17 protein-coding genes are annotated in these 18,697 nt (G+C 59.4%); 5 read left to right on the top strand and 12 right to left on the bottom strand.

Annotated elements, in window-relative coordinates; genetic code table 11:
- Nucleotides 1–170: 170 nt before the first annotated feature.
- Nucleotides 171–497: a hypothetical protein gene (locus ACZ9IM_RS17820; RefSeq protein WP_476224597.1), complete on the top strand. Its 327-nt coding sequence runs from the start codon at nt 171–173 to the stop codon at nt 495–497.
- Here ACZ9IM_RS17820 and ACZ9IM_RS17825 read toward each other — a convergent pair.
- A complete protein-coding gene (locus ACZ9IM_RS17825) occupies nt 494–2,689 on the bottom strand; it encodes a TonB-dependent siderophore receptor (RefSeq protein ID WP_476224598.1) in 2,196 nt (731 codons plus the stop codon). The two genes, ACZ9IM_RS17820 and ACZ9IM_RS17825, sit on opposite strands and share 4 nt — an antisense overlap.
- Before the next feature lie 140 nt (nt 2,690–2,829).
- A complete protein-coding gene (locus ACZ9IM_RS17830; RefSeq protein ID WP_476224599.1) occupies nt 2,830–3,732 on the bottom strand; it encodes a LysR family transcriptional regulator in 903 nt (300 codons plus the stop codon).
- A gap of 106 nt (nt 3,733–3,838) precedes the next feature.
- Here ACZ9IM_RS17830 and ACZ9IM_RS17835 point away from each other — a divergent pair, with 106 nt between their 5' ends.
- A complete protein-coding gene (locus ACZ9IM_RS17835) occupies nt 3,839–5,236 on the top strand; it encodes an MFS transporter (protein ID WP_476224600.1) in 1,398 nt (465 codons plus the stop codon).
- Nucleotides 5,233–6,507, top strand: a complete 1,275-nt coding sequence (locus ACZ9IM_RS17840) for a glucarate dehydratase family protein (protein ID WP_476224601.1) — start codon at nt 5,233–5,235, stop codon at nt 6,505–6,507. Before ACZ9IM_RS17835 ends, ACZ9IM_RS17840 begins: the two co-directional genes overlap by 4 nt.
- A gap of 81 nt (nt 6,508–6,588) precedes the next feature.
- On the opposite strand, the gene ACZ9IM_RS17845 is transcribed toward ACZ9IM_RS17840, so the two are convergent.
- Nucleotides 6,589–7,269, bottom strand: a complete 681-nt coding sequence (locus tag ACZ9IM_RS17845) for a glutathione S-transferase family protein (RefSeq protein ID WP_476224602.1) — start codon at nt 7,267–7,269, stop codon at nt 6,589–6,591.
- A 310-nt stretch (nt 7,270–7,579) separates the two neighbouring features.
- Between ACZ9IM_RS17845 and ACZ9IM_RS17850 the strand changes: the two genes are divergently transcribed.
- On the top strand, nt 7,580–8,497 hold the full coding sequence (locus ACZ9IM_RS17850; protein ID WP_476224603.1) for an alpha/beta fold hydrolase: 918 nt from the start codon (nt 7,580–7,582) through the stop codon (nt 8,495–8,497).
- Here the strand turns inward: ACZ9IM_RS17850 and ACZ9IM_RS17855 are convergent.
- The 4 genes from ACZ9IM_RS17855 to ACZ9IM_RS17870 are packed head-to-tail and all read right to left on the bottom strand — an operon-like array spanning nt 8,474 to nt 13,093.
- Nucleotides 8,474–8,938, bottom strand: a complete 465-nt coding sequence (locus tag ACZ9IM_RS17855; RefSeq protein ID WP_123494785.1) for a response regulator — start codon at nt 8,936–8,938, stop codon at nt 8,474–8,476. The two genes, ACZ9IM_RS17850 and ACZ9IM_RS17855, sit on opposite strands and share 24 nt — an antisense overlap.
- On the bottom strand, nt 8,935–11,262 hold the full coding sequence (locus tag ACZ9IM_RS17860; protein WP_476224604.1) for an ATP-binding protein: 2,328 nt from the start codon (nt 11,260–11,262) through the stop codon (nt 8,935–8,937). Before ACZ9IM_RS17860 ends, ACZ9IM_RS17855 begins: the two co-directional genes overlap by 4 nt.
- Nucleotides 11,259–11,912 carry a response regulator gene (locus tag ACZ9IM_RS17865; protein WP_192344584.1) on the bottom strand — a complete coding sequence of 218 codons (654 nt, stop codon included), beginning with the start codon at nt 11,910–11,912 and terminating at the stop codon, nt 11,259–11,261. The genes ACZ9IM_RS17860 and ACZ9IM_RS17865 overlap by 4 nt, the downstream gene beginning before the upstream one ends.
- Nucleotides 11,909–13,093 carry a sensor histidine kinase gene (locus ACZ9IM_RS17870; protein WP_476224605.1) on the bottom strand — a complete coding sequence of 395 codons (1,185 nt, stop codon included), beginning with the start codon at nt 13,091–13,093 and terminating at the stop codon, nt 11,909–11,911. The genes ACZ9IM_RS17865 and ACZ9IM_RS17870 overlap by 4 nt, the downstream gene beginning before the upstream one ends.
- Nucleotides 13,094–13,261: 168 nt before the next feature.
- Here ACZ9IM_RS17870 and ACZ9IM_RS17875 point away from each other — a divergent pair, with 168 nt between their 5' ends.
- Complete coding sequence (locus ACZ9IM_RS17875) at nt 13,262–13,780, top strand: SgcJ/EcaC family oxidoreductase (protein ID WP_305426835.1); 519 nt, start codon at nt 13,262–13,264, stop codon at nt 13,778–13,780.
- A 170-nt stretch (nt 13,781–13,950) separates the two neighbouring features.
- Here ACZ9IM_RS17875 and ACZ9IM_RS17880 read toward each other — a convergent pair whose 3' ends face one another.
- The 5 genes from ACZ9IM_RS17880 to ACZ9IM_RS17900 all read right to left on the bottom strand — a co-directional run bounded on the left by ACZ9IM_RS17880 (nt 13,951) and on the right by ACZ9IM_RS17900 (nt 18,123).
- Nucleotides 13,951–14,877, bottom strand: coding sequence for a bifunctional 5,10-methylenetetrahydrofolate dehydrogenase/5,10-methenyltetrahydrofolate cyclohydrolase (locus ACZ9IM_RS17880; RefSeq protein ID WP_427628138.1), 927 nt, complete (start codon nt 14,875–14,877; stop codon nt 13,951–13,953).
- Nucleotides 14,878–15,047: 170 nt separating this feature from the next.
- Entirely contained in the window at nt 15,048–16,019 is a 972-nt protein-coding gene (locus ACZ9IM_RS17885; RefSeq protein WP_476224606.1) for a TerC family protein, read from the bottom strand.
- 184 nt (nt 16,020–16,203) lie between these two features.
- Complete coding sequence (locus ACZ9IM_RS17890) at nt 16,204–16,677, bottom strand: copper chaperone PCu(A)C (RefSeq protein WP_476224607.1); 474 nt, start codon at nt 16,675–16,677, stop codon at nt 16,204–16,206.
- The gene (locus ACZ9IM_RS17895; RefSeq protein ID WP_008013467.1) at nt 16,677–17,282 is read right to left on the bottom strand and encodes an SCO family protein; all 606 of its coding nucleotides are present in this window, start codon (nt 17,280–17,282) and stop codon (nt 16,677–16,679) included. Before ACZ9IM_RS17895 ends, ACZ9IM_RS17890 begins: the two co-directional genes overlap by 1 nt.
- A 481-nt stretch (nt 17,283–17,763) precedes the next feature.
- Nucleotides 17,764–18,123 carry a DUF6124 family protein gene (locus ACZ9IM_RS17900; RefSeq protein WP_476224608.1) on the bottom strand — a complete coding sequence of 120 codons (360 nt, stop codon included), beginning with the start codon at nt 18,121–18,123 and terminating at the stop codon, nt 17,764–17,766.
- Between the last annotated feature and the right edge of the window lie 574 nt (nt 18,124–18,697).

Below are 18,697 nucleotides of genomic sequence, written 5' to 3' on the forward strand. Positions count from 1 at the left end.
AGACTGCAAGGCTCAGTTAAAGCTCAAAAAAGTTTCGGACACCGTCAAGGAGATTCTGCTATGCCGATCGAGACCAAAAAAACAGATGAGAATGAGGCGAACTGCTGGCCCACCGATTTCTGTTTCGTTGTCAAACTTGCTTTCTTTTCAGAAGGTTAGGCATTGGCGATATGCGGACTTTGGTATGGATGGCTGTGACGTTTGCCCTGATGCTCTCGCTTGAGGCTCAGGCAAAGGACCTGAGCAAGAACAGTCGTTTCGTCTGCAGCTGGGGCTCGGACATAGCCGCAGACGCGCAAGCGGCGAAGCTTTCCGGTTTCACGCTTTACGGGGCACGCAAGAAACTGCAAACGCGAAAATTCCCCCGGCCGTGGATGCGCATGACGGCCATGGGGATTACCGAACAAACCTATAACAGTCTCTCGCGCCTCAAGCCTGCTGCTATCAAGCAAACGTATTACGAGCAATGCATCCGGCATGAGTTGGCCCGACGCTAAAAGTTGATCGTGGCGCTCAGCCGGGCGGTCAGTGGGGCGCCCTGGAACAGGTAGCCATCGCCCATGTATTCACCGGCGTCGCGCCAGTAGCGTTTGTCGAACAGGTTGTCCACGGTCAGGCGGAACACGGTGCCGTAACCGTCGATGCGAGTGCTGTAGCGGCTGCCGATGTTGAAGATGGCATAGGCACCGGTCTGCACTTCACCCTGGCGGTTGGCGTACTTGCTGGCGCTGTACTGCACTCCGCCGAGCAGCGCCAGGCCATCGAACCAGGGCAGGGCATAGTCGCCATAGAGGTTGGCGCGCAGGGTCGGAACGTTGATCGCCTGGTGACCTTCATAAGCTGGCGTGCCGCTGTCGGTGACCCGCGCGCGAATCGCCGCGACACTGGCGGCGATCTGCAGGCGCTGGCTGGCCCAGCCATTGGCCGAGAGCTCCAGCCCGGTGTTTTTCTGTTCGCCCTGTTGGGTGAACGTGAACGTACCGTCATCATTCGGTCGCGAGTACTGGTCGGCCTGGCGAATCTGGAACAGCGCCGCGGCCAGACTGATGCGCTGCCAGTCGTATTTGATCCCTGCCTCGATTTGCCGCGATACGGTGGGCGCAAGAATTTCATAGGCATTGGTGGTAAACCACGCTGCTTCGCCACCCAGGGACAGGCCCTTGCTATAGCGGGTGTACAGCGACAGGTTTTGCACCGGCTTGTAGATCAGCGCGGCCTGGGGCAGGAACTCATAGCGTTGGGTGTGCCGGGTGGTGTCGCCCTGGCTGTCGAAGGTCTCTTCATCCAGGCGCACTTCGCGCCCGCCAAGCACCGCCTGCCATTGCTCGTTGAAACTGATCCGGTCATTGAAGAACAGCCCGTACTGACGGCTGTCCAGGCGTCGGTAGGAATCGTTGAGCGGGCCATCGTAAGGGGCAAAATCAGCCGGTTCGCTGTTGATGTTGGCGCTGCCGATCATCTGATTGATGGCATCGCGTTTGTCCACCACGCGGCGGAACGCGCTAGTCCCGACGCTGAGTTCGTGGCCCAGGCCACCGGTTTCGAAGTGGCCGCTGAGGGCCGCCTGCACTTCATCGTTGCGGCGGGTATCGTCGGGGCTGCGGAAATCGTAAATGTCGTAGTTGCCCTCGGGGCTGAAATAGTTCGGCACCGCCGCGCCGGCGCAACTGGCGGAGCCGTAGCAGCCCCAGGCGAACGAGCTGTAGTCATCGATCACCACCCGGCTGCGCGAGGCGCTGAGGTTGCCTTTCCACTGGTCGCTGAAGCGGTATTCGAAATTACCGTTGAGGTTCAGCGCATCGGTGGTGACCGGTTTCGAACCGCTCTGGTGGGCCAACAGTTTCTTTGGCGAGGCGTGGTGCGGCAGGCTGGAACCGCCGAGCAATTGATAACCCGGTGCTGAGCGCTGCTCTTTGGTCTGGTACTCGGCGTCCAGTTGCAGTAGCGCATTGGGGCTGATGTTCCAGTCGAAGGCCAGCGAGGCGAAATCGCGCTGGCCATTGGTGTGTTCGACGTAGGAATGCAGGTCTTCGTGGGCCAGGTTGGCGCGCAGGCCGAACTGCTGCTCGCTGCCGAACCACCCACCGATGTCGGTCGCCAGGTAACCACTGCCGCGATCGTCGGTGGAGACGGTGACCGAACGCACGTCGCCAGGCCGCTTGGTCACGTAGTTGACCAATCCGCCGGGCTCGCTGACACCGCTTTGCAAACCGGAAAGGCCCTTGAGCAACTCCACCTGCTGTTTGTTCTCCAGCCCGACATTCTGCTCGCCAGTGATGGTGCGGCCGTTGATCTTGTAGCTGCTGGCGGAGTTGAGGGAGAAGCCACGCACGACGAAGTTTTCGTAGTAGCCGACCGGCGCGTAGCTTTCACCCACCGAGGCGTCGTTGCGCAGTACTTCGCTGAGCAGGCGGGCCTGCTGATCCTTGATCATCGCCTCGTTGACCACCGAAATCGAGGCCGGCGTATCGAGCAATGGCGCCGCCTCGAAACCACCGACCGAAGCGCTGTCGGCCTGATAACCGGAGGTGTCTTCGCCGGTGACGGTCACCGCTGGCAGTTCGGTTGCGGTGGCCCAGGCCGAAGGCACGGCGCTGGACAGCAGCAGGCCCAAGCCCAGGTTCAGAGGATTGAGCGCGAACCGCGGGGCGGCCACTCCCTGGCGGGAGGTCCGGTAAAGCCTATTCATGAAAAATCCTCGACGACTGCGGGCCCGGGTTTGGCGAGTCTTGGCCTGTGGCTCACGCTTGAAAGCGGGGCATCATACAAGAGGAGCGATCATGAAATGAAAGTGTCATTGCGACGATCGCCGGGTAACTGCGGGGTTCCTCACAACCCCCAGCCATCCCTCACAGCCTTACGAATGCCCTCCAGCAACATCGCAAACGCCGGGTTGTCGTTGTTCTCACGCCAGATCAAATGCAGTTCACTCTGTACGCCTTCGCCCAGATCGATATCGCGAAACACCACGTTCTTGAACACAACACTGGTGGCGCAGCGAGGTACCAGGGCCAGGCCCATTCCGGCGTTGACCAGGGCCAGGATAGTCAGGGACGAGCCGAGCCACTGCACATATTCCGGGGCGACGCGGGCCGAGCGGAGCATGCCGGTCAGCAGTTCGTTGAACGGCGGGTACGCCGCATGGGAGTACATGAGGAAGGGTTGAGCGTCCAGATCTTTGACGGACACGGTGTTGGCGCTGGCCAGTCGATGGTTGTGGGGGACGGCCAATACGAAAGGTTCACGCACCAGGCATTCGGTGGCATAGCCTGGCTCGAGCAACGGTGCGCGAACGATGCCCAGATCGATCCGGCGGGCGCGAAGGGCTTCGTGTTGCTGGTAGGTGTTCATCTCCGACAGATCGATTTTGACGTGAGGCTGTTTGAGCCGCGCTTCCGCGATGACCTTGGGCAGGAACTCGTAAACTGCGCTACCGACGAAGCTGATATTGACCGTACCTATGTCCCCTTCGGCGAAGCGCCGAGCGGTTACGGCGGCTTGCTGAGCGCGCTCCAGCAGGTTCTGTGCCTCGATAAAAAAGGCGCGGCCGGCGGCGGTCAAGGCGACGCTGCGTGTGCTGCGGGTGAACAACTCGACGCCCAGGTGATGTTCCAACAGTTGAATCTGGCGACTCAGAGGTGGTTGGGTCATGTTCAACCGTTCGGCAGCCCGGCGGAAGTTCAGTTCGGTGGCCACGGTGGTGAAACAGCGCAGTTGCGTCAGTTCGAACATTGATCTAATCCAGGTATCAATCGAGTGCCAAGTTAGATTAGACGGGATCAATAGGCGCGTCCATGATCGGTTCTCCCCTAAAAAAACAATGAACGGGAGTCGCCCCTTGAATACCTATAAGAGTCCGCCGGACCCGACCGTCCTCGCCCGAGCAGCGGCCAAGGTCAAGCGTCACGTACTGCCGCTGTTCGTGGTGATGTTCATCGTCAACTACATCGACCGGGTCAACATCGGCTTCGTGCGCAGCCACCTGGAAACCGACCTGGGCATTGGCGCCGCGGCCTATGGCTTGGGTGCCGGGCTGTTTTTCATCGGTTACGCGATCTTCGAAGTGCCTTCCAATATGTTGCTGCAACGCTACGGTGCCCGCGCCTGGCTGACGCGCATCATGTTCACCTGGGGCGCGGCGGCGATGGCCATGGCCTTCGTGCGCGGCGAAACCAGCTTTTATGTGCTGCGCTTCATTCTCGGCGCCGCCGAAGCGGGTTTTTTCCCCGGTATCATTTATTACTTCACCCAATGGCTACCGTCGACCGAGCGGGGCAAGGCCATGGCGATCTTCCTGAGCGGTTCAGCCATTGCCTCGGTGATTTCCGGGCCGGTATCCGGCGCGCTGCTGCACGTCAGCGGTCTCAGCTTGCATGGCTGGCAGTGGATGTTCCTGATTGAAGGTTTTGCTTCCATCGTGCTCTGTGGGTTTGTCTGGTTCTGGCTGCAATCCCATCCACGCGAGGCGAAATGGCTGAGCGCCGAAGAAAGGGATGCACTGGTAAGCGCCATTGACCTGGAACAGCAGGCTCGCGAAGCCGTGCAGACAGTTAAACCGTCGATGTTCAAATTGCTCGCCGATCGGCAGATCGCCCTGTTCTGCTTTATCTACTTCTCCATCGCCCTGACGATTTATGGCGCCACGTTCTGGCTGCCCAGCATGATCAAGAAGATGGGCAACCTCGGCGACTTTCAGGTCGGCCTGTTCAACTCGATCCCGTGGATCATCTCCATTCTGGCGATGTATGGCTTCGCCGCCATGGCCAGTAAATGGAAATACCAACAGGCCTGGGTGGCCGTGACATTGGTGATTGCCGCGTTCGGCATGTTCATGTCAACCACCGGCGGGCCGATCTTTGCCTTCGTCGCCATCTGTTTTGCGGCCATTGGTTTCAAGGCGGCTTCGGCTTTGTTCTGGCCAATTCCCCAGGGCTATCTGGATGCGCGTATCGCTGCGGCAGTGCTGGCTTTGATCAACTCCATCGGCAATCTAGGCGGTTTCGTAGCGCCGACCGCGTTCGGTTTCCTGGAGCAGACCACCGGCTCCATCGAAGGCGGTTTGTACGGCCTGGCGGCGACTTCGCTGGTCGCGGCCGTGGTGATCTTTTTTGCCCGTACTGCACCGCGTGGCGACACGCGCAGCTCGCTCACCGGTAAACCGGTCGACGCCGCAGCCGCAAAAAATTCTGTCAGTCATCAAGCCTTGAATACCGAGCCAAAGGGAGCTGCCTCTTGAAAATCAAACGCGTTACCGTCACCCCCATCGCCTTTCGCGATCCGCCGCTGCTCAATGCCAGCGGTATTCACGAACCCTTCGCGTTACGCTCGATCATCGAGATCGAGAGCGACAATGGCTACATCGGTTTGGGCGAAAGCTACGGCGACGCCCCGGCACTGGCGATTCAACAGCAATTGCAAAGTCAGCTGATCGGTCTCGACCCGTTCAACCTCAATCAGTTGCGCGCCATCGTGGAGGCCACCGTGGCGGCGAACAAAACCCAGAGCATCGCCGGTGCGGAACTGGCGCCCGGCTCTCACGCCAGCAAAGCGGTGAGCAACGCGTATTCGGCGTTTGAAGTGGCGTTTCTCGATCTACAGGCGCATTCCCTGAACGTGCCGCTGGTGGACCTGCTGGGCGGGGCGATTCGTGATGAAGTGCCGTTTAGCGCCTATCTGTTCTTCAAGTACGCGCAACACATCGATTCACCGTACAAACCGGACAGCTGGGGCGAGGCGCTGAACGAAGAGCAGATCGTCGCCCAGGCCCGCCGCATGATCGAGGCCTACGGTTTCAAGAGCATCAAACTCAAGGCTGGGGCACTGCCGCCGGAGCACGAAGTGTCGTGCATCAAGGCGCTGAAAAAGGCCTTTCCCGGTTACCCGTTGCGCATCGATCCGAACGGCAACTGGTCGCTGGAGACTTCGATCCGCATGGCAGAGCTGCTGGGTGATGACCTGCAATATTACGAAGACCCGACACCGGGCCTCGACGGTATGGCCGAATTGCACAAACGCACCGGTCTGCCGCTGGCGACCAATATGGTGGTCACGGATTTTGATGAGTTTCGCCGCAGTGTGGCCCTGAACAGCGTGCAGATCGTGCTCGCCGACCATCATTACTGGGGTGGTCTGCGGGACACCCAGGCGTTGGCAAAAATGTGCGACACCTTCGGCCTTGGCGTGTCTATGCACTCCAATTCGCACCTGGGCATCAGCCTGATGGCCATGGCACATGTCGCCGCTTCAGTGCCCAATCTCGATTACGCCTGCGACACTCATTACCCCTGGCAGGAACCGGACGAAGAGGTGATCAAGGGCGGCAAGCTATCCATCGTCGATGGCTGCGTGAAAATCACCCGTGCGCCTGGGTTGGGTCTTGAGTTGGATCACGATCAACTGGGCAAGCTGCATGATCAATACCTGAGCTGCGGCATTCGTCAGCGCGATGACGTGAAACAGATGCAGCGTTACAAGCCGGAGTGGAAGACGATCAAACCGCGTTTTTGATCGCGTATTCCCGAACAAATCGGTGACTGTCCTTCGCGCTTCGTACCGACTGGTATCAGGCGCGAAGCCTATGGACGCGGATCATGCGTTGTCCGGCGCCTGGCGAAACCGTTGCTCGAGGGCCTCCGCAAACGGATAGAACGAAAACCACGGCCTTGCTTCGTCAATCACCCGTTGAAATGATGGTCTCTGTACCAACCTCTCGAAATAGGCACGCAAGTGGCCGTAGTCATCGGGAAATGGCACGAGCGTCCTGGCATAGAAAAGTGCTGGGGCAGCGGGGCAATCGGCCATGCTGAAGGCCGGGCTGGCCACCCAGATTCTGGATGCCATCCGGCGTTCAAGCATGTTGTAGGCCGTTTTCAGCATGGATCGCTCTTTGGTCAAATCGCCGTTGGTCGCCTGTAGCCGATCACTGACAATCTGTTGCATCGGCACTTGTACATAATGGTCGAAAAAGCGATCCCATAATCGGACTTCCAGCGCGGTCTCCCAATCGTCTGGAACCAGATTGTGCGTGCCTGGAAATCGTCTATCCAGGTACTCGATGATGATGCTGGACTCCGGCAGGTTCAGCTGATGAACAGCGTCAAAAATTATTGGAAACTTTCCGATTGGCCACAATGCCTGAAGTTCTGCGCTGTCGGCAGGGTCACCGAGATCGATGATTCTTCTCTCGAATTCGATGCCGTTTTCGTAGAGCGCGATGAGTACCTTGTGACAGAACGACGCCAGTGGATGGTAGTAAAGCGTCAGCGACATCTTTCAACTCCTCATTGGATGGGAGGGGCGGGAAGAGCAAGGCCCTGATATGAAAAGACGGGGGCAATGAACAATCATAGGCGGATGTCAGCAGTGCGTCAGGGCCGTCAATTTCGAATTTGCATACTTGCAAACGGAAGAAACTCTGCTTGACTGAGCCATTGGTCGGTTTGTGACTTGTTGGTCATAGCGTTCATCTCAGCGCCCTTGTACCGTTGTCGCTGGTTTGTGCTGTCAGGCTTGCCCGGAGGAAGCCGGACGGTCAATCAAGCTGTGTGTCTGATCCAATTTGTTCAAGGAATAGAATGAAATGACGTTGAAAACTGCGATCGTCCAGATTGGTAAGAAGTACAGGGTTTATACCGAGCATTACCTCAACGCCACCGCCGACAAGACCATTATTCTGGTCAACGGCTCGCTGGCAACGACCGCATCTTTTGCCCAAACGGTGCGCTACCTGCGGCCACGCTTCAATGTAGTCCTCTACGATCAGCCCTACGCCGGTCAATCGAAACAACACAACCAGCATGACCTGCCGATCCGCAAGGAAGACGAAGCCGAAATATTGCTGGAGTTGATCGAGCACTTTCGGGCGCAGCATGTGCTGTCCTTTTCCTGGGGCGGCGCGGCGACTTTGTTGGCGCTGGCCCAGCACCCACGACGAATCGAAAAAGCGGTGATCAGTTCATTCGCGGCGCGAATCAATACGCCGATGCGCGATTATCTGGAGAGTGGCCGGCACTTCCTCCAGGCCTGTGATCGGCGCAATGTCGGGCGCTTGATCAACAGCACGATCGGCAAGCATCTGCCGTCGCTGTTCAAGCGTTTCAACGAACGCCATGTCAGCAGCCTTGACGAACACGAATACCGGCAGATGCATTTTCACGTCAACGAAGTGCTGACTCAGGACACTCATTGCTACGTTTCCTGTGCCGATGCCATCGAAGTTCCGCTGCTGTTTATCAACGGCGAACGGGATGAGTACACCTCGGTGGAAGACGCCCGTCTTTTTGGCGCTCATAGCCGTCAGGCTCAATTTCAGACCATCAAGAACGCCGGGCACTTCCTCGATATGGAACACCCGACGGCCTGGAATGATACCCAGCAGGCCTTGCTGGGCTTTCTACAACCGGTCGCCAAAATACCGAGCCAGCCCCGTGACCTGACGTTCAGTAGCAAAGCGTCAGTGATTCCGCCCCTTCAGTCAGCTAACTGGGTGCGGCTTTAACTGGCGCAGCAACTCGATCTGATCCGCCGGGACCAAAGTACGCAAGGCTTTATACAGCGCGCGGGTTTCGAGCAGGTTCCAGACGCGCAGCATGGTTTCCAGGGCGTCCAGTGGCTTGCTGATGAAGTCTTTGGCGCCCAGGGCCAGCGCGCGCAGGCGGGTATCGCGGGTGGCGTCGGCGGTGAGCACGAGGATCGGCAGGTATTCGCCGCTCGGGATGCGCCGGTTGAGTTGTTCCAGTACGGCAAAGCCGTCGAACTCCGGCATGTGCAGGTCGAGAATTACCAGGTCAGGCTCGAAGCTGTTGAACAGGTCCAGGGTTCGCAGCGGCTGGGTACTGCTCAGTACATTGGTCAGCCCTTCGCGGACAAGCAACTGCTCCATCAAGTCGAGGTTGGGCCGCTGGTCGTCGATGATCAGAATGCGCAGGTCGGTGTTCACACGGGCTCCGGTAGATGCTGGTCAAGATGGGCGAGGAATGAAGGGATGTTAATCGGCTTGGTCAGCACCGCCGTCGCTCCCGCTTCCAGCAAGGCCAGATGCGTGAGGTCACTGGCATCGGCGGTGATCATCAGCACGGGAATGGCACGGGTGACGGACGACTGACGCAAGCGTTGCAGCACATTGAAACCATCCAGATCCGGCAGCGCCACGTCGAGCAAGATCAGCTGCGGCGCATGTTGACGGGCCAGGTCCAGACCCATTTGCCCCTGCATGCTTGAGAGCAATTGGATGTGCGGTCGCCGTTGCAGCAGGGTTTCGATCAGGGCCAGGCTCGAGAGATTGTCTTCGATGCACAGCACTTTGCCCAGGTAATCGGGGGCGGTGAGGGCGGCTGTGACCGTTGGGTGACTGATTCGTGCAACCGGTGGCTCGGTGATTGGCTGCAGGCGCACGAAGGGCAGTTCCAGGGTGAAACTTGCGCCTTCGCCAGGCTGGCTTTTGACGGTCAGGCTGCCGTTCATCATTTCCAGCAGACTCTTGCTCAAAGCCAGGCCCAGGCCGGTGCCTTCCACGTTCGGATCGGTCTCCAGACGCTCGAATGGCTTGAACAGTTGCTCCAGTCGATCGGCCGCAATGCCCTTGCCGGTATCGCAGACTGACACGGCAATTCGCTGTTGAATAACCCTGACTTCGATGTGCACCTGGCCCCGGGGCCGGTTGTATTTGATCGCGTTGGACAACAGGTTCAGCAGCACCTGAACCAGGCGTTGCCGATCGGCGACGATCCCGCTGTCAGCGGCCAGCATCGGCAAATCGACCAATTGGATGCCGGCGTCGCAAGCCATGGGGGAAACCAGCGTCAGGGCTTCTTGCAGCACCACCGCCAAGGGCACGGCTTCAACGTTCAGTGGCAGGCGCCCGGCTTCGATCTTGGCGATGTCCAGCACCTCGTTGATCAGGGTCAGCAGGTGTTGTCCGGCCCGCAGGATGTGACCGATCTGTGCCCGCTGGCCCTTGGGTGAGTCCATGTCCAACAGTTGTGCGAAGCCGAGAATGGAGTTGAGCGGGGTACGCAGTTCGTGGCTCATGCGCGACAGGAATTCGCTTTTGGCGCGGCTGGCGCGTTCGGCTTCTTCCCGTGCGGTGCTCAGCGCTATCTCGGCCGCACGGCGATCAGTGATGTCGCGGGTGATCTTGGAAAATCCGCGCAGGGCGCCACTGCTGTCGTATTGCGCGGTAATCACCACGCTGGCCCAGAAGCGGCTGCCATCCTTGCGGCAACGCCAGGCCTCTTCCATGTAATGACCGTCGCGAGTGGCCTCGCGCAGCGCCATGTCGGGATGCTGCGGGCATTCTTGCGACAGATAAAACACCGAAAAATGCTGGCCGACGATTTCCTGTTCGGTGTAGCCCTTGATCCGTTCGGCGCCCGCATTCCAGCTGGTGACGAAGCCCTGTGTGTCGAGGGCGAAAATACCGTAGTCCTTCACGCCGTCGATGATCAGCCGCAGACGCTCTTCGTTGTCGCGCAACGCCCGTTCACGTTCAGCCAGCAACAATCCGGCTTCGACCAGGCGCGTGCCCAATTGACCAATCTCGTCATTCTCCGGCGGTTGCGGCAGTAACGGCTGACCGAGTGCCAGTCGTTGTGCGTTGCCCTGGACCTGTTTGACCCGGGCGACGATGCCCTTGGACAGAAACAGTACCGCCACGATGGCGCCGAACAACCCGCAGGCCGCGGCCAGCAGGGTGGAGAACAACAACCGCTGTCGAGTGGAGGCAGCGGCCGCGGTACGCTCGGCCAGCAACGTATCCTCGAGGGTACGCATGGCGCTGATGCGTTCACGCAATTCGTCGAGGATATGCTTGTTGTTGATCAGGATGGTGGTAATCGACTCGGGTGTGGCGCTGCGATCGTCAAGCAGTTCAACCAGACCCTCGACCTTGGTCTCGATCAACGGGGTGATCGCCTCCAGATGTTTGCGCACCCGCTCATCGCGAACGTTGCTGTCGAGCCGTCGCAGGGCTGATTCGATCAAGGGCTTGGCTTGTCGATAACCCGGCAGGAAATCCTCGCGGCGGGTCAGCAGATAGCCGCGCACGCTGGCGGCGGCCTCGGCGAGCAGGGTATGCACGGCCTGAATGTCGCCTTGTACCAGCAGCACCCGGCGCACGTCCTCTTCCGCGCGTGCGGTCTGGCGTTCGGTGATGTAGATCAGCACCAGCGAGAGCAACAGGATGACCAACGGCAGGGAAATCACCACGAGGGCTTTGCCGCGTAATGGCAGATCGGCCCAGCGTCGAGCATTTGAAACCTTCATGACTGGGTCACCAGCCCCAGGGCCATGCCACGAACGGCCGCCTGGGTTCGGTCGGCGGCGCCGAGTTTACCGATGACCCGTTCCACGTGGGCTTTGGCCGTGCCCGTGGTGATACCGAGTTCTTCGCCGATTTCACGATTGCTGAAGCCGCTGGCTACCAGCCCGAGGACCTGGCGTTCGCGGGCGGTCAAGGTTTCGGCAGGCGCGGCGCCACTGGCGTTGCGTTCGGTCATGCGCCGCAGCAGGCGGGCGCTGACCGCGCTATTGAGGGCTTCCTCGCCCGCGGCGACGCGTTGCAGGGCGTCAATCACTTCATTGCGGCTGGCGTCTTTGAGCAGGTAACCCACGGCACCGGCATTCATCGCCGCTTCCAGGTGATCCGGGCTGTCGTCCATGGTGAAGATCACCACTTTCAGGGCCGGCAGGCGCTGCTGAAGAATCCGCGCCGCGCCCAACCCATTGAGCACGGGCATGCGAATGTCGAGGATGACGATGTCGGGTAGCAGACGTTCGCACACGTCTACCGCTTCCTGGCCATCGCGGGCCTGGCCGACCACTTCGAATTGCGGATGGCCGGCCAGCAGCGCGACGAAACCGGTTCGGGTGACCTCATGATCGTCCGCCAGAACCAGACGTAAAACTTCAGTCATTGAGCTGTTCCATTGAGGTCGGAGGGTACGGTGGCACGCAGTTGCGTCCCGCCATGCAGATGGCTGACGCAAGTGAAATCGCCGCCCAGCAGGCTTGCGCGCTCCTTCATCGCCGCGAGCCCCAAGTGCCGGGCGCCGCAGGTGTCGAGTCGTTGTTCCATGGCAAAACCTTTGCCGTTGTCGTCCAGCCGTAGCGAGGCCAGTCCTTCGTGCAGTTCCAGCGCAAGGACGACATGGCTGGCCTGCGCATGTTTGAGAATGTTGTTAATGCCTTCCTGGGCAATCCGGAACAGGGCGATCTCCACCTGGCTGGGCAAACGTGCTTCGCAACGCGTGCTCCAGTTCACTTTGATCCCGGCGTCACGCAGGCGATCCGCTTCTTTGTCGACCGCCTTCAGCAAGCCAAAGTCGTCGAGTACCGTCGGGCGCAGGCCGCTGATCAGTTGCCGGCCTTCACCGACACAGTGCTGGGCCAGTGCAAGAATCGTCTGTAAGTCTGCGCTGAGTTCGTCGGGCAGTGGCGGGCAGCGGCCGGCAAAACCTTGCAGGCGCTGATGCAGCCCGGCGAGGGTTTGCGCCAGGCCGTCGTGCAGGTCGTAAGCCATGCGTTTGCGTTCGTCTTCCTGTGCCCTGAACAGCCTGTGGACCAGATCGGACATGGTGCGCTCGCGGGCCACCAGTGCATCCAGCAACCGCTGGTTTTCCAGGTGCGCGGCCAGCAGGGTGGCGAGCAATTGCAGGGATTCGAGGTCCTCGGTGTCCGGTGCACTGATGCTGACGCTGTTGGCCAGTACCAACGCACCGAAGGCCGCGCCATCGCCGCCGCGCAGAGGCACCCGCAGCACATTGGGCAGAACCGCGCTCGGCTGTTCCTGCCATTGCGGGGAGCACATCGCCGTATCGGCGAGACGCTCGAGGCTGTGTAAACGATCACGGCTACCGTGACTGGCGGTGGTCTTGACCTGCGCATCCACGTCCCATTCCAGCAGTAACGCGTGGTCCATCGCCAGGAAGGCACAGGCCCGTTGCAGCACCCGTTGACGCATGGCTGCGGGGGCCAGTTGCGTCAGCTCCTGGCCGGTATCCACCAGCAGCCGCAGCCGCGCGGCGCGACTTTGCGATTGCCGATACTGGGTGCGAATGGCCAGGGCGCTACCGGGGTCATGATCAGTGTTTTGCATGGGCGGATTCCGGCGGGCACGCCCGTTCGGGCTGGGGCGTCATTAAACCTTGTTGACGGGGCAGGGCGCTATCTGCCGAATGGCATAGGCAAATGACTCCGGTTGGCCGATGGCGGGCGACGTTCCGAGCGGCACAGTGTGGCCATCGACCACCATTGGAATCGCGCAATGAAATTCAAGACCTCAACCATCGCCCTGTTGTTCGCCCTGACCGCCCCGTTGGCCCAGGCACTGGAGGCAGTGCCTTACGTTTACAGCAGCGTGGCCGAACAGCCGGCCAATGTGAAGGATCGCGAAATCGCCGCATTGTTCGACCAGTGGAATAGCGCGTTGAAGAGCGGCAATGTTCAGAGCGTGGTCGACCTGTATGCGCCGAACGCCGTGTTGCAGCCGACGGTTTCCAACAAGGTGCGCACCACGCCGGCACAGATCAAGGACTACTTCGATCACTTCATGGCGCTCAAGCCGGTGGGCCAGATCAACTACCGTGAGATCCGTCCATTGGGCGCCAATGTGGCGATGGACAGCGGCGTCTATACCTTTTTCCTGACCGAGGCCGATGGCAAGACTCGTCAAGTGCAGGCGCGCTACACCTTCGTCTATGAACAGGTTGGCGGGCAGTGGAAGATTCTCAACCATCACTCTTCGGCGATGCCGCAAGCACAGGTGCTGCACGCCGGGAAGTAACGGCCAAGCACAATCCCTGTGGGAGCGGGCTTGCTCGCGAAGGCGTCAGCACATCCAACACTGATGTCGCCTGACATACCGCTTTCGCGAGCAAGCCCGCTCCCACAGGTTCCGCGCCTGACTGGTATTACCGATACGGCCCACTTTGAAGTGGGCCGTGTGCGTTTGTGTCAGTTCAACGCCAAGTCGTCCACAGGTTGCTGCCCGCGGGCTTGGGCGGCGCGTTGCAACTGGCTGGCGATCAGGGTGTTTTTCAGCAGATAGGCAATGGTCATCGGCCCGACGCCACCCGGCACCGGGGTGATCGCCCGGGCGACGGTGCGGGCGCTGGCATAGTCGACATCGCCCACCAGACGATCGCCGGATTCGCTGGCGATGCGGTTGATACCGACATCGATCACCACCGCACCGGGCTTGAGCCAACTGGCGTCGATCAACTCTGGCCGGCCCACCGCCGCAACCACGATATCCGCCAACCGGCACAACGCCGGGGCGTCGACACTGCGCGAATGCACCACGCTGACCGAACAGTTGGCCTGCAACAACAAGGTCGCCATCGGTTTGCCGACAATGTTCGAACGGCCGATGACCACCGCGTGCAAGCCGCTCAAGTCATCACCGCAGGTCTCGTGCAGCAGGCGCATGCAGCCACTGGGCGTGCACGGGGTCAGGACCTCCATGCCTTGCACCAGCCCACCGACGTTTTCCCGATGAAAACCGTCCACGTCCTTGATCGGGTCGATGGCATGAATCACTGCCTGCTCATCTATAGAGTCCGGCAAGGGCAATTGCACCAGGATGCCGGTCACCGTGGGATCGGCGTTGAGTTGCGCAATCAGCTCCAGAACCTGGGTCTGGCTGGCGGTTTCCGGCAGGCGGTATTCAAGGGAGCGGATACCGACTTCCTTGGCGCGCAGCAGTTTGTTGCGCACATAAACGTGGCTGGCCGGGTCGTCACCGACCAACAGGACCGCAAGGGCGGGATAGATTTGCTGGCCGGCCAGGGCCAGAACTTCTTCCCGGACTTCGTCGAGAACCTGGGCAGAGATGGCTTTGCCGTCGATGTCACGGGCAAATGCGGGGGTGCTGCTGGTCAAAAGAGTCACCGTTGTCTGATTAAAAAGGGGGCAGTGATCATCGCGGCGTCTTCGCGCGCCGATGATCCATCAGAGACATGCAGGCAGGGACGTACAGGCTACCAGTTGAGGGCAGGCCAATACCACCGCAACACCGGAAGATAAGACAGGCAAGGGATCGTGGGCAGCTCCTACAGGGAGCGCATTTGATCCTCCTTGCGGGTCAAGATCAGACTCAACAGCACCGAAGTCAGTATGATCCCGCCGACAACGGCCAGCGACCATTCAACCGGCATGTGAAGCCACGGCATCAGCGTCATCTTGGCGCCGATGAACACCAGCACGATCGCCAAACCGTATTTGAGCAGGTGGAAGCGGTCAGCCATGTCGGCCAGCAAAAAGTACAAGGCGCGCAGGCCCATGATCGCGAAAATGTTCGAGGTGAACACAATGAACGGGTCGGTGGTAATGGCGAAGATTGCCGGGATACTGTCGACCGCAAACATCAGATCGCTCGCCTCGATCAGCACCAGCACCAGAAACATCGGCGTCGCCCAGTACCGACCATCTTTCATCACAAAAAAGCGATCGCCACGAAACTCGTCGGTGACGCGCAGATGGCTATGTATCCAGCGCAATAAGGGGTTTTTATTGAGGTCAGGCCGCTGATGGGCGAATGCCAGCATCTTGATTCCGGTGATGATCAGGAACACACCGAACGCATACAACAACCACGCGAACTGCGACACCAGCCACACACCGGCGAGAATCATCACCCCACGCATCACGATGGCCCCGAGCACACCGTACAGCAACACTCGACGCTGTAACTCCGCAGGTACGGCGAAGTAGCTGAAAATCATCACGAAGACAAACATGTTGTCGATCGACAGCGACTGTTCGATCAAATAGCCCGTGAGGAATTCGAGGATTTTGCGCTGGGCGATCTCGGGCCCGAACTCGCCATTCAAGTACCACCAGAGCAATCCCGCGAAGGTCAGCGTTAGCGCACTCCACGCAATCACCCAGCTAGACGCCTCGCGCACCGATACCCGATGCGCCTTGCGCCCGCCGAAAACAAACAGATCCAAAGCCAGCATGGCGATGACGAAGGCAATGAAGGTGACCCACATCCAGAGTTCACCGATGTTCAGGGGTTGCATGTCGTTCTCCCTGTCTGGACTTGTTCTGGAGCCGACAGGGTCATGCTAGCGGGGAGATTGCGGCGAAGAAAAATCGAATATTCTTTACCAATAATTCGTTATTTACGAAGTGTCGCTGATAATTCTCAGCGCGAGCCGAACACCGCCGCAACACCGGCGTTCGGACAGGCCGGGATTGAGCCTCTCAATGCATCTTGCTGTGATCGTGCATACCGAGCGCCCGAGTCTCGGCGTCAACCTTGATCGTCTCTTTTTCGCCCTTGGCGTTTTCCACGGTCAGGGTCAGCGGCACTTTGTCGCCTTCCTTAACCTGAGTCGTCAGGTCCATCAGCATGATGTGGTAGCCATGGGGATCAAAGCTCACCGGTTTGCCGGCCGGCAGCGCGACGGACTCGACCTGGCTCATGCTCATCACATCGTCTTTCATGCTGGATTGGTGAATTTGCACGGTGTTCGCGACCGGCGACTGCACGCTGAGCAATTTGCTGTCGCTGTCGGCCTGCAGGGTCATGAAGGCGCCGGTCGAATGCTGGCCGGCCACTGTCGCGCGGACCCAGGCGTCGTTCACCTGGGTTTGAGCGGACACCTGCCAGGCCATGCCGATCAGGAAAAGGCCCAGGGTCAGCTGTTTAATACGTGGTGCGTAGATCGAAGTCATCAGCAGACCTCCATGACGGTGAGCAGGTCTTCTGCACACTCTTGAGCGGTAAGGGACGCGGACAGCCCCAGGCGCAAAGTGCCTCGGGAGTCGAAAACGAAGCTGGTCGCGGTGTGGGAGAGGGTATAGGTCGAGCCGCTCGGGATCTTTTCAAAAAACACACCGAACTCCTTGGCGGTGGCGGCGGTTTCTTCCAGCGTACCGTGCAACGCCTCGAAACTCGGATCGAAGGCTTTGACGTAGGCGTCGAGCATTTGCGGCGTATCGCGTTCGGGGTCCAGGGTGATGAAGATCACTTGCAGGCGTTCGCCATCGCGGCCCATCAGTTTTTTCGCCTGTGCCGCACGGGCCAGCGTCGTCGGGCAAACCGCCGGACATTGGGTGAAACCGAAAAAAACCATCGGCATCAGGCCACGGTAGCTGCCCAGCATCCGGGTTTCGCCCTGGGCGTCCTTGAGTTTGAAGGTGCGCCCCATGATCTTGTCGCTGAGGTCCTTGCCGTACTTGAACGACAGCTTGCTGCTGTCATCGCAGCCGGCGAGCAGGCCAAGGCTCAACAGGCTCATGCCTTGCAGGACCGTGCGACGGGTATACAACGTACTCATGGAAAAAAGCATCCTGTGTAGCGACCGGGAATCTACAGTGGCTGATCAATCAGACGAAAAAAAGCGCACGGATGTTAACAAACTGTTGCGCTATGGCGCTCAATCGATGGCCCGCCGGTCATGCGCCAAAAGGTCGCGGCCTCGGGATACATGAAAATTACAAGTACGCGATGCTGCTGAAGGCAACGCTTGCCTGAATGCCGGTAAGTTAAGGTGCGCAAACTTGTGGGAGCGAGCCTGCTCGCGATGACGGCGGAACATTCAGCATCGATATTGGCTGATCCACCGCTATCGCGAGCAGGCTCGCTCCCACAAGGACCGCGGTGTTCAAGTGCTTGACTTACCGGCATTGACGCTTGCCCGAATGGCACCGAGAAACCTGTGGCGAGGGAGCTTGCTCCCGCTGGGGCGCGCAGCGACCCCAAAAAAGGATCACTGCACAACCCTGCGTCGGTAACTCACTCACCACAACAGCCCATACCTACTCAGGCGTATTAATGTGATCCAGCACCCGGTTCGCGGTGATCTCCGCCACCATGATGCTGTTGGAAATGCCCAGCAGGGCGTGACGCGACTCACCCTCCAGATGATCCACCAACTGATGGACCATCACATCGACCGAGGCCAGCGTCTCGACCAAAAAAACCGCCAGGGTTTCGGTAGTCGCCTCTGGGGCCACGGAAAACAGCTTGCTGGGTTTACGCGCGGTGGCTTTGATGTCGGCAATCGTGTTGAGGTGATAATCGAGGGCCCGTTCGGCGGCCTCGTTGAGTTTGTTTGAATTGGGTTCGTAGGGGGATATCGGATCTGTGTCCGGTGGGTTGGGCGTAACTTTGAACATAAGCTGGCTTCTCTGATTGGGTGCCGCCCTCCTGCTGCTAAACGAGAGGGAGGCAGCTGTACGCAGGTTAGCAGACCGGGGAAGCTAGCAAAGCCGGCGCGCCCGAAGGCGCCCTGCGCACAACCACCATCAAGTGCAGGCATGGGAATGCCTGACTGACAACAGCTTGTGCACCTTGCTTGTAACCCCAGGCTGCTAAACCCGATCACTGATGGGCAGTGACAGGACTCAAGTTACCGAGCAACCCCAAGGCGCACAAGCCGGCGGATTCTGGCGTAAGCGTAGGCAACGGCGCAAGATCTTGTAGCTTTCAGGAAGTAACCTTCAGGGCTTTTAAACACGCGCATTCCGGCAATGTTGAGGAAACCTGTGGGAGCGAGCCTGCTCGCGATGACGGCGGAACATTCAGCATCAATATTGACTGATCCACCGCTATCGCGAGCAGGCTCGCTCCCACAGGGATTCGCGCTTAACTGACTGGCATTGCTCGCGGGACTAAGCCCAAATAGAACGTAGCCGCATGCACTTTTACAGAGCCATGCCTGACACCGTGCACCAGTGCGAAGCGGTTTCC

Source organism: Pseudomonas sp. TE12508 (assembly GCF_056279485.1).

Excerpts from the sequence above, each read along its gene's own strand:
- ACZ9IM_RS17860 (WP_476224604.1), bottom strand. The coding sequence starts at position 11,262 with ATGAAGGTTTCAAATGCTCGACGCTGGGCCGATCTGCCATTACGCGGC.
- ACZ9IM_RS17845 (WP_476224602.1), bottom strand. The coding sequence starts at position 7,269 with ATGTCGCTGACGCTTTACTACCATCCACTGGCGTCGTTCTGTCACAAG.
- ACZ9IM_RS17885 (WP_476224606.1), bottom strand. The coding sequence starts at position 16,019 with ATGCAACCCCTGAACATCGGTGAACTCTGGATGTGGGTCACCTTCATT.
- ACZ9IM_RS17890 (WP_476224607.1), bottom strand. The coding sequence starts at position 16,677 with ATGACTTCGATCTACGCACCACGTATTAAACAGCTGACCCTGGGCCTT.
- ACZ9IM_RS17830 (WP_476224599.1), bottom strand. The coding sequence starts at position 3,732 with ATGTTCGAACTGACGCAACTGCGCTGTTTCACCACCGTGGCCACCGAA.
- ACZ9IM_RS17870 (WP_476224605.1), bottom strand. The coding sequence starts at position 13,093 with ATGCAAAACACTGATCATGACCCCGGTAGCGCCCTGGCCATTCGCACC.
- ACZ9IM_RS17865 (WP_192344584.1), bottom strand. The coding sequence starts at position 11,912 with ATGACTGAAGTTTTACGTCTGGTTCTGGCGGACGATCATGAGGTCACC.
- ACZ9IM_RS17875 (WP_305426835.1), top strand. The coding sequence starts at position 13,262 with ATGAAATTCAAGACCTCAACCATCGCCCTGTTGTTCGCCCTGACCGCC.
- ACZ9IM_RS17895 (WP_008013467.1), bottom strand. The coding sequence starts at position 17,282 with ATGAGTACGTTGTATACCCGTCGCACGGTCCTGCAAGGCATGAGCCTG.
- ACZ9IM_RS17825 (WP_476224598.1), bottom strand. The coding sequence starts at position 2,689 with ATGAATAGGCTTTACCGGACCTCCCGCCAGGGAGTGGCCGCCCCGCGG.
- ACZ9IM_RS17900 (WP_476224608.1), bottom strand. The coding sequence starts at position 18,123 with ATGTTCAAAGTTACGCCCAACCCACCGGACACAGATCCGATATCCCCC.
- ACZ9IM_RS17850 (WP_476224603.1), top strand. The coding sequence starts at position 7,580 with ATGACGTTGAAAACTGCGATCGTCCAGATTGGTAAGAAGTACAGGGTT.
- ACZ9IM_RS17820 (WP_476224597.1), top strand. The coding sequence starts at position 171 with ATGCGGACTTTGGTATGGATGGCTGTGACGTTTGCCCTGATGCTCTCG.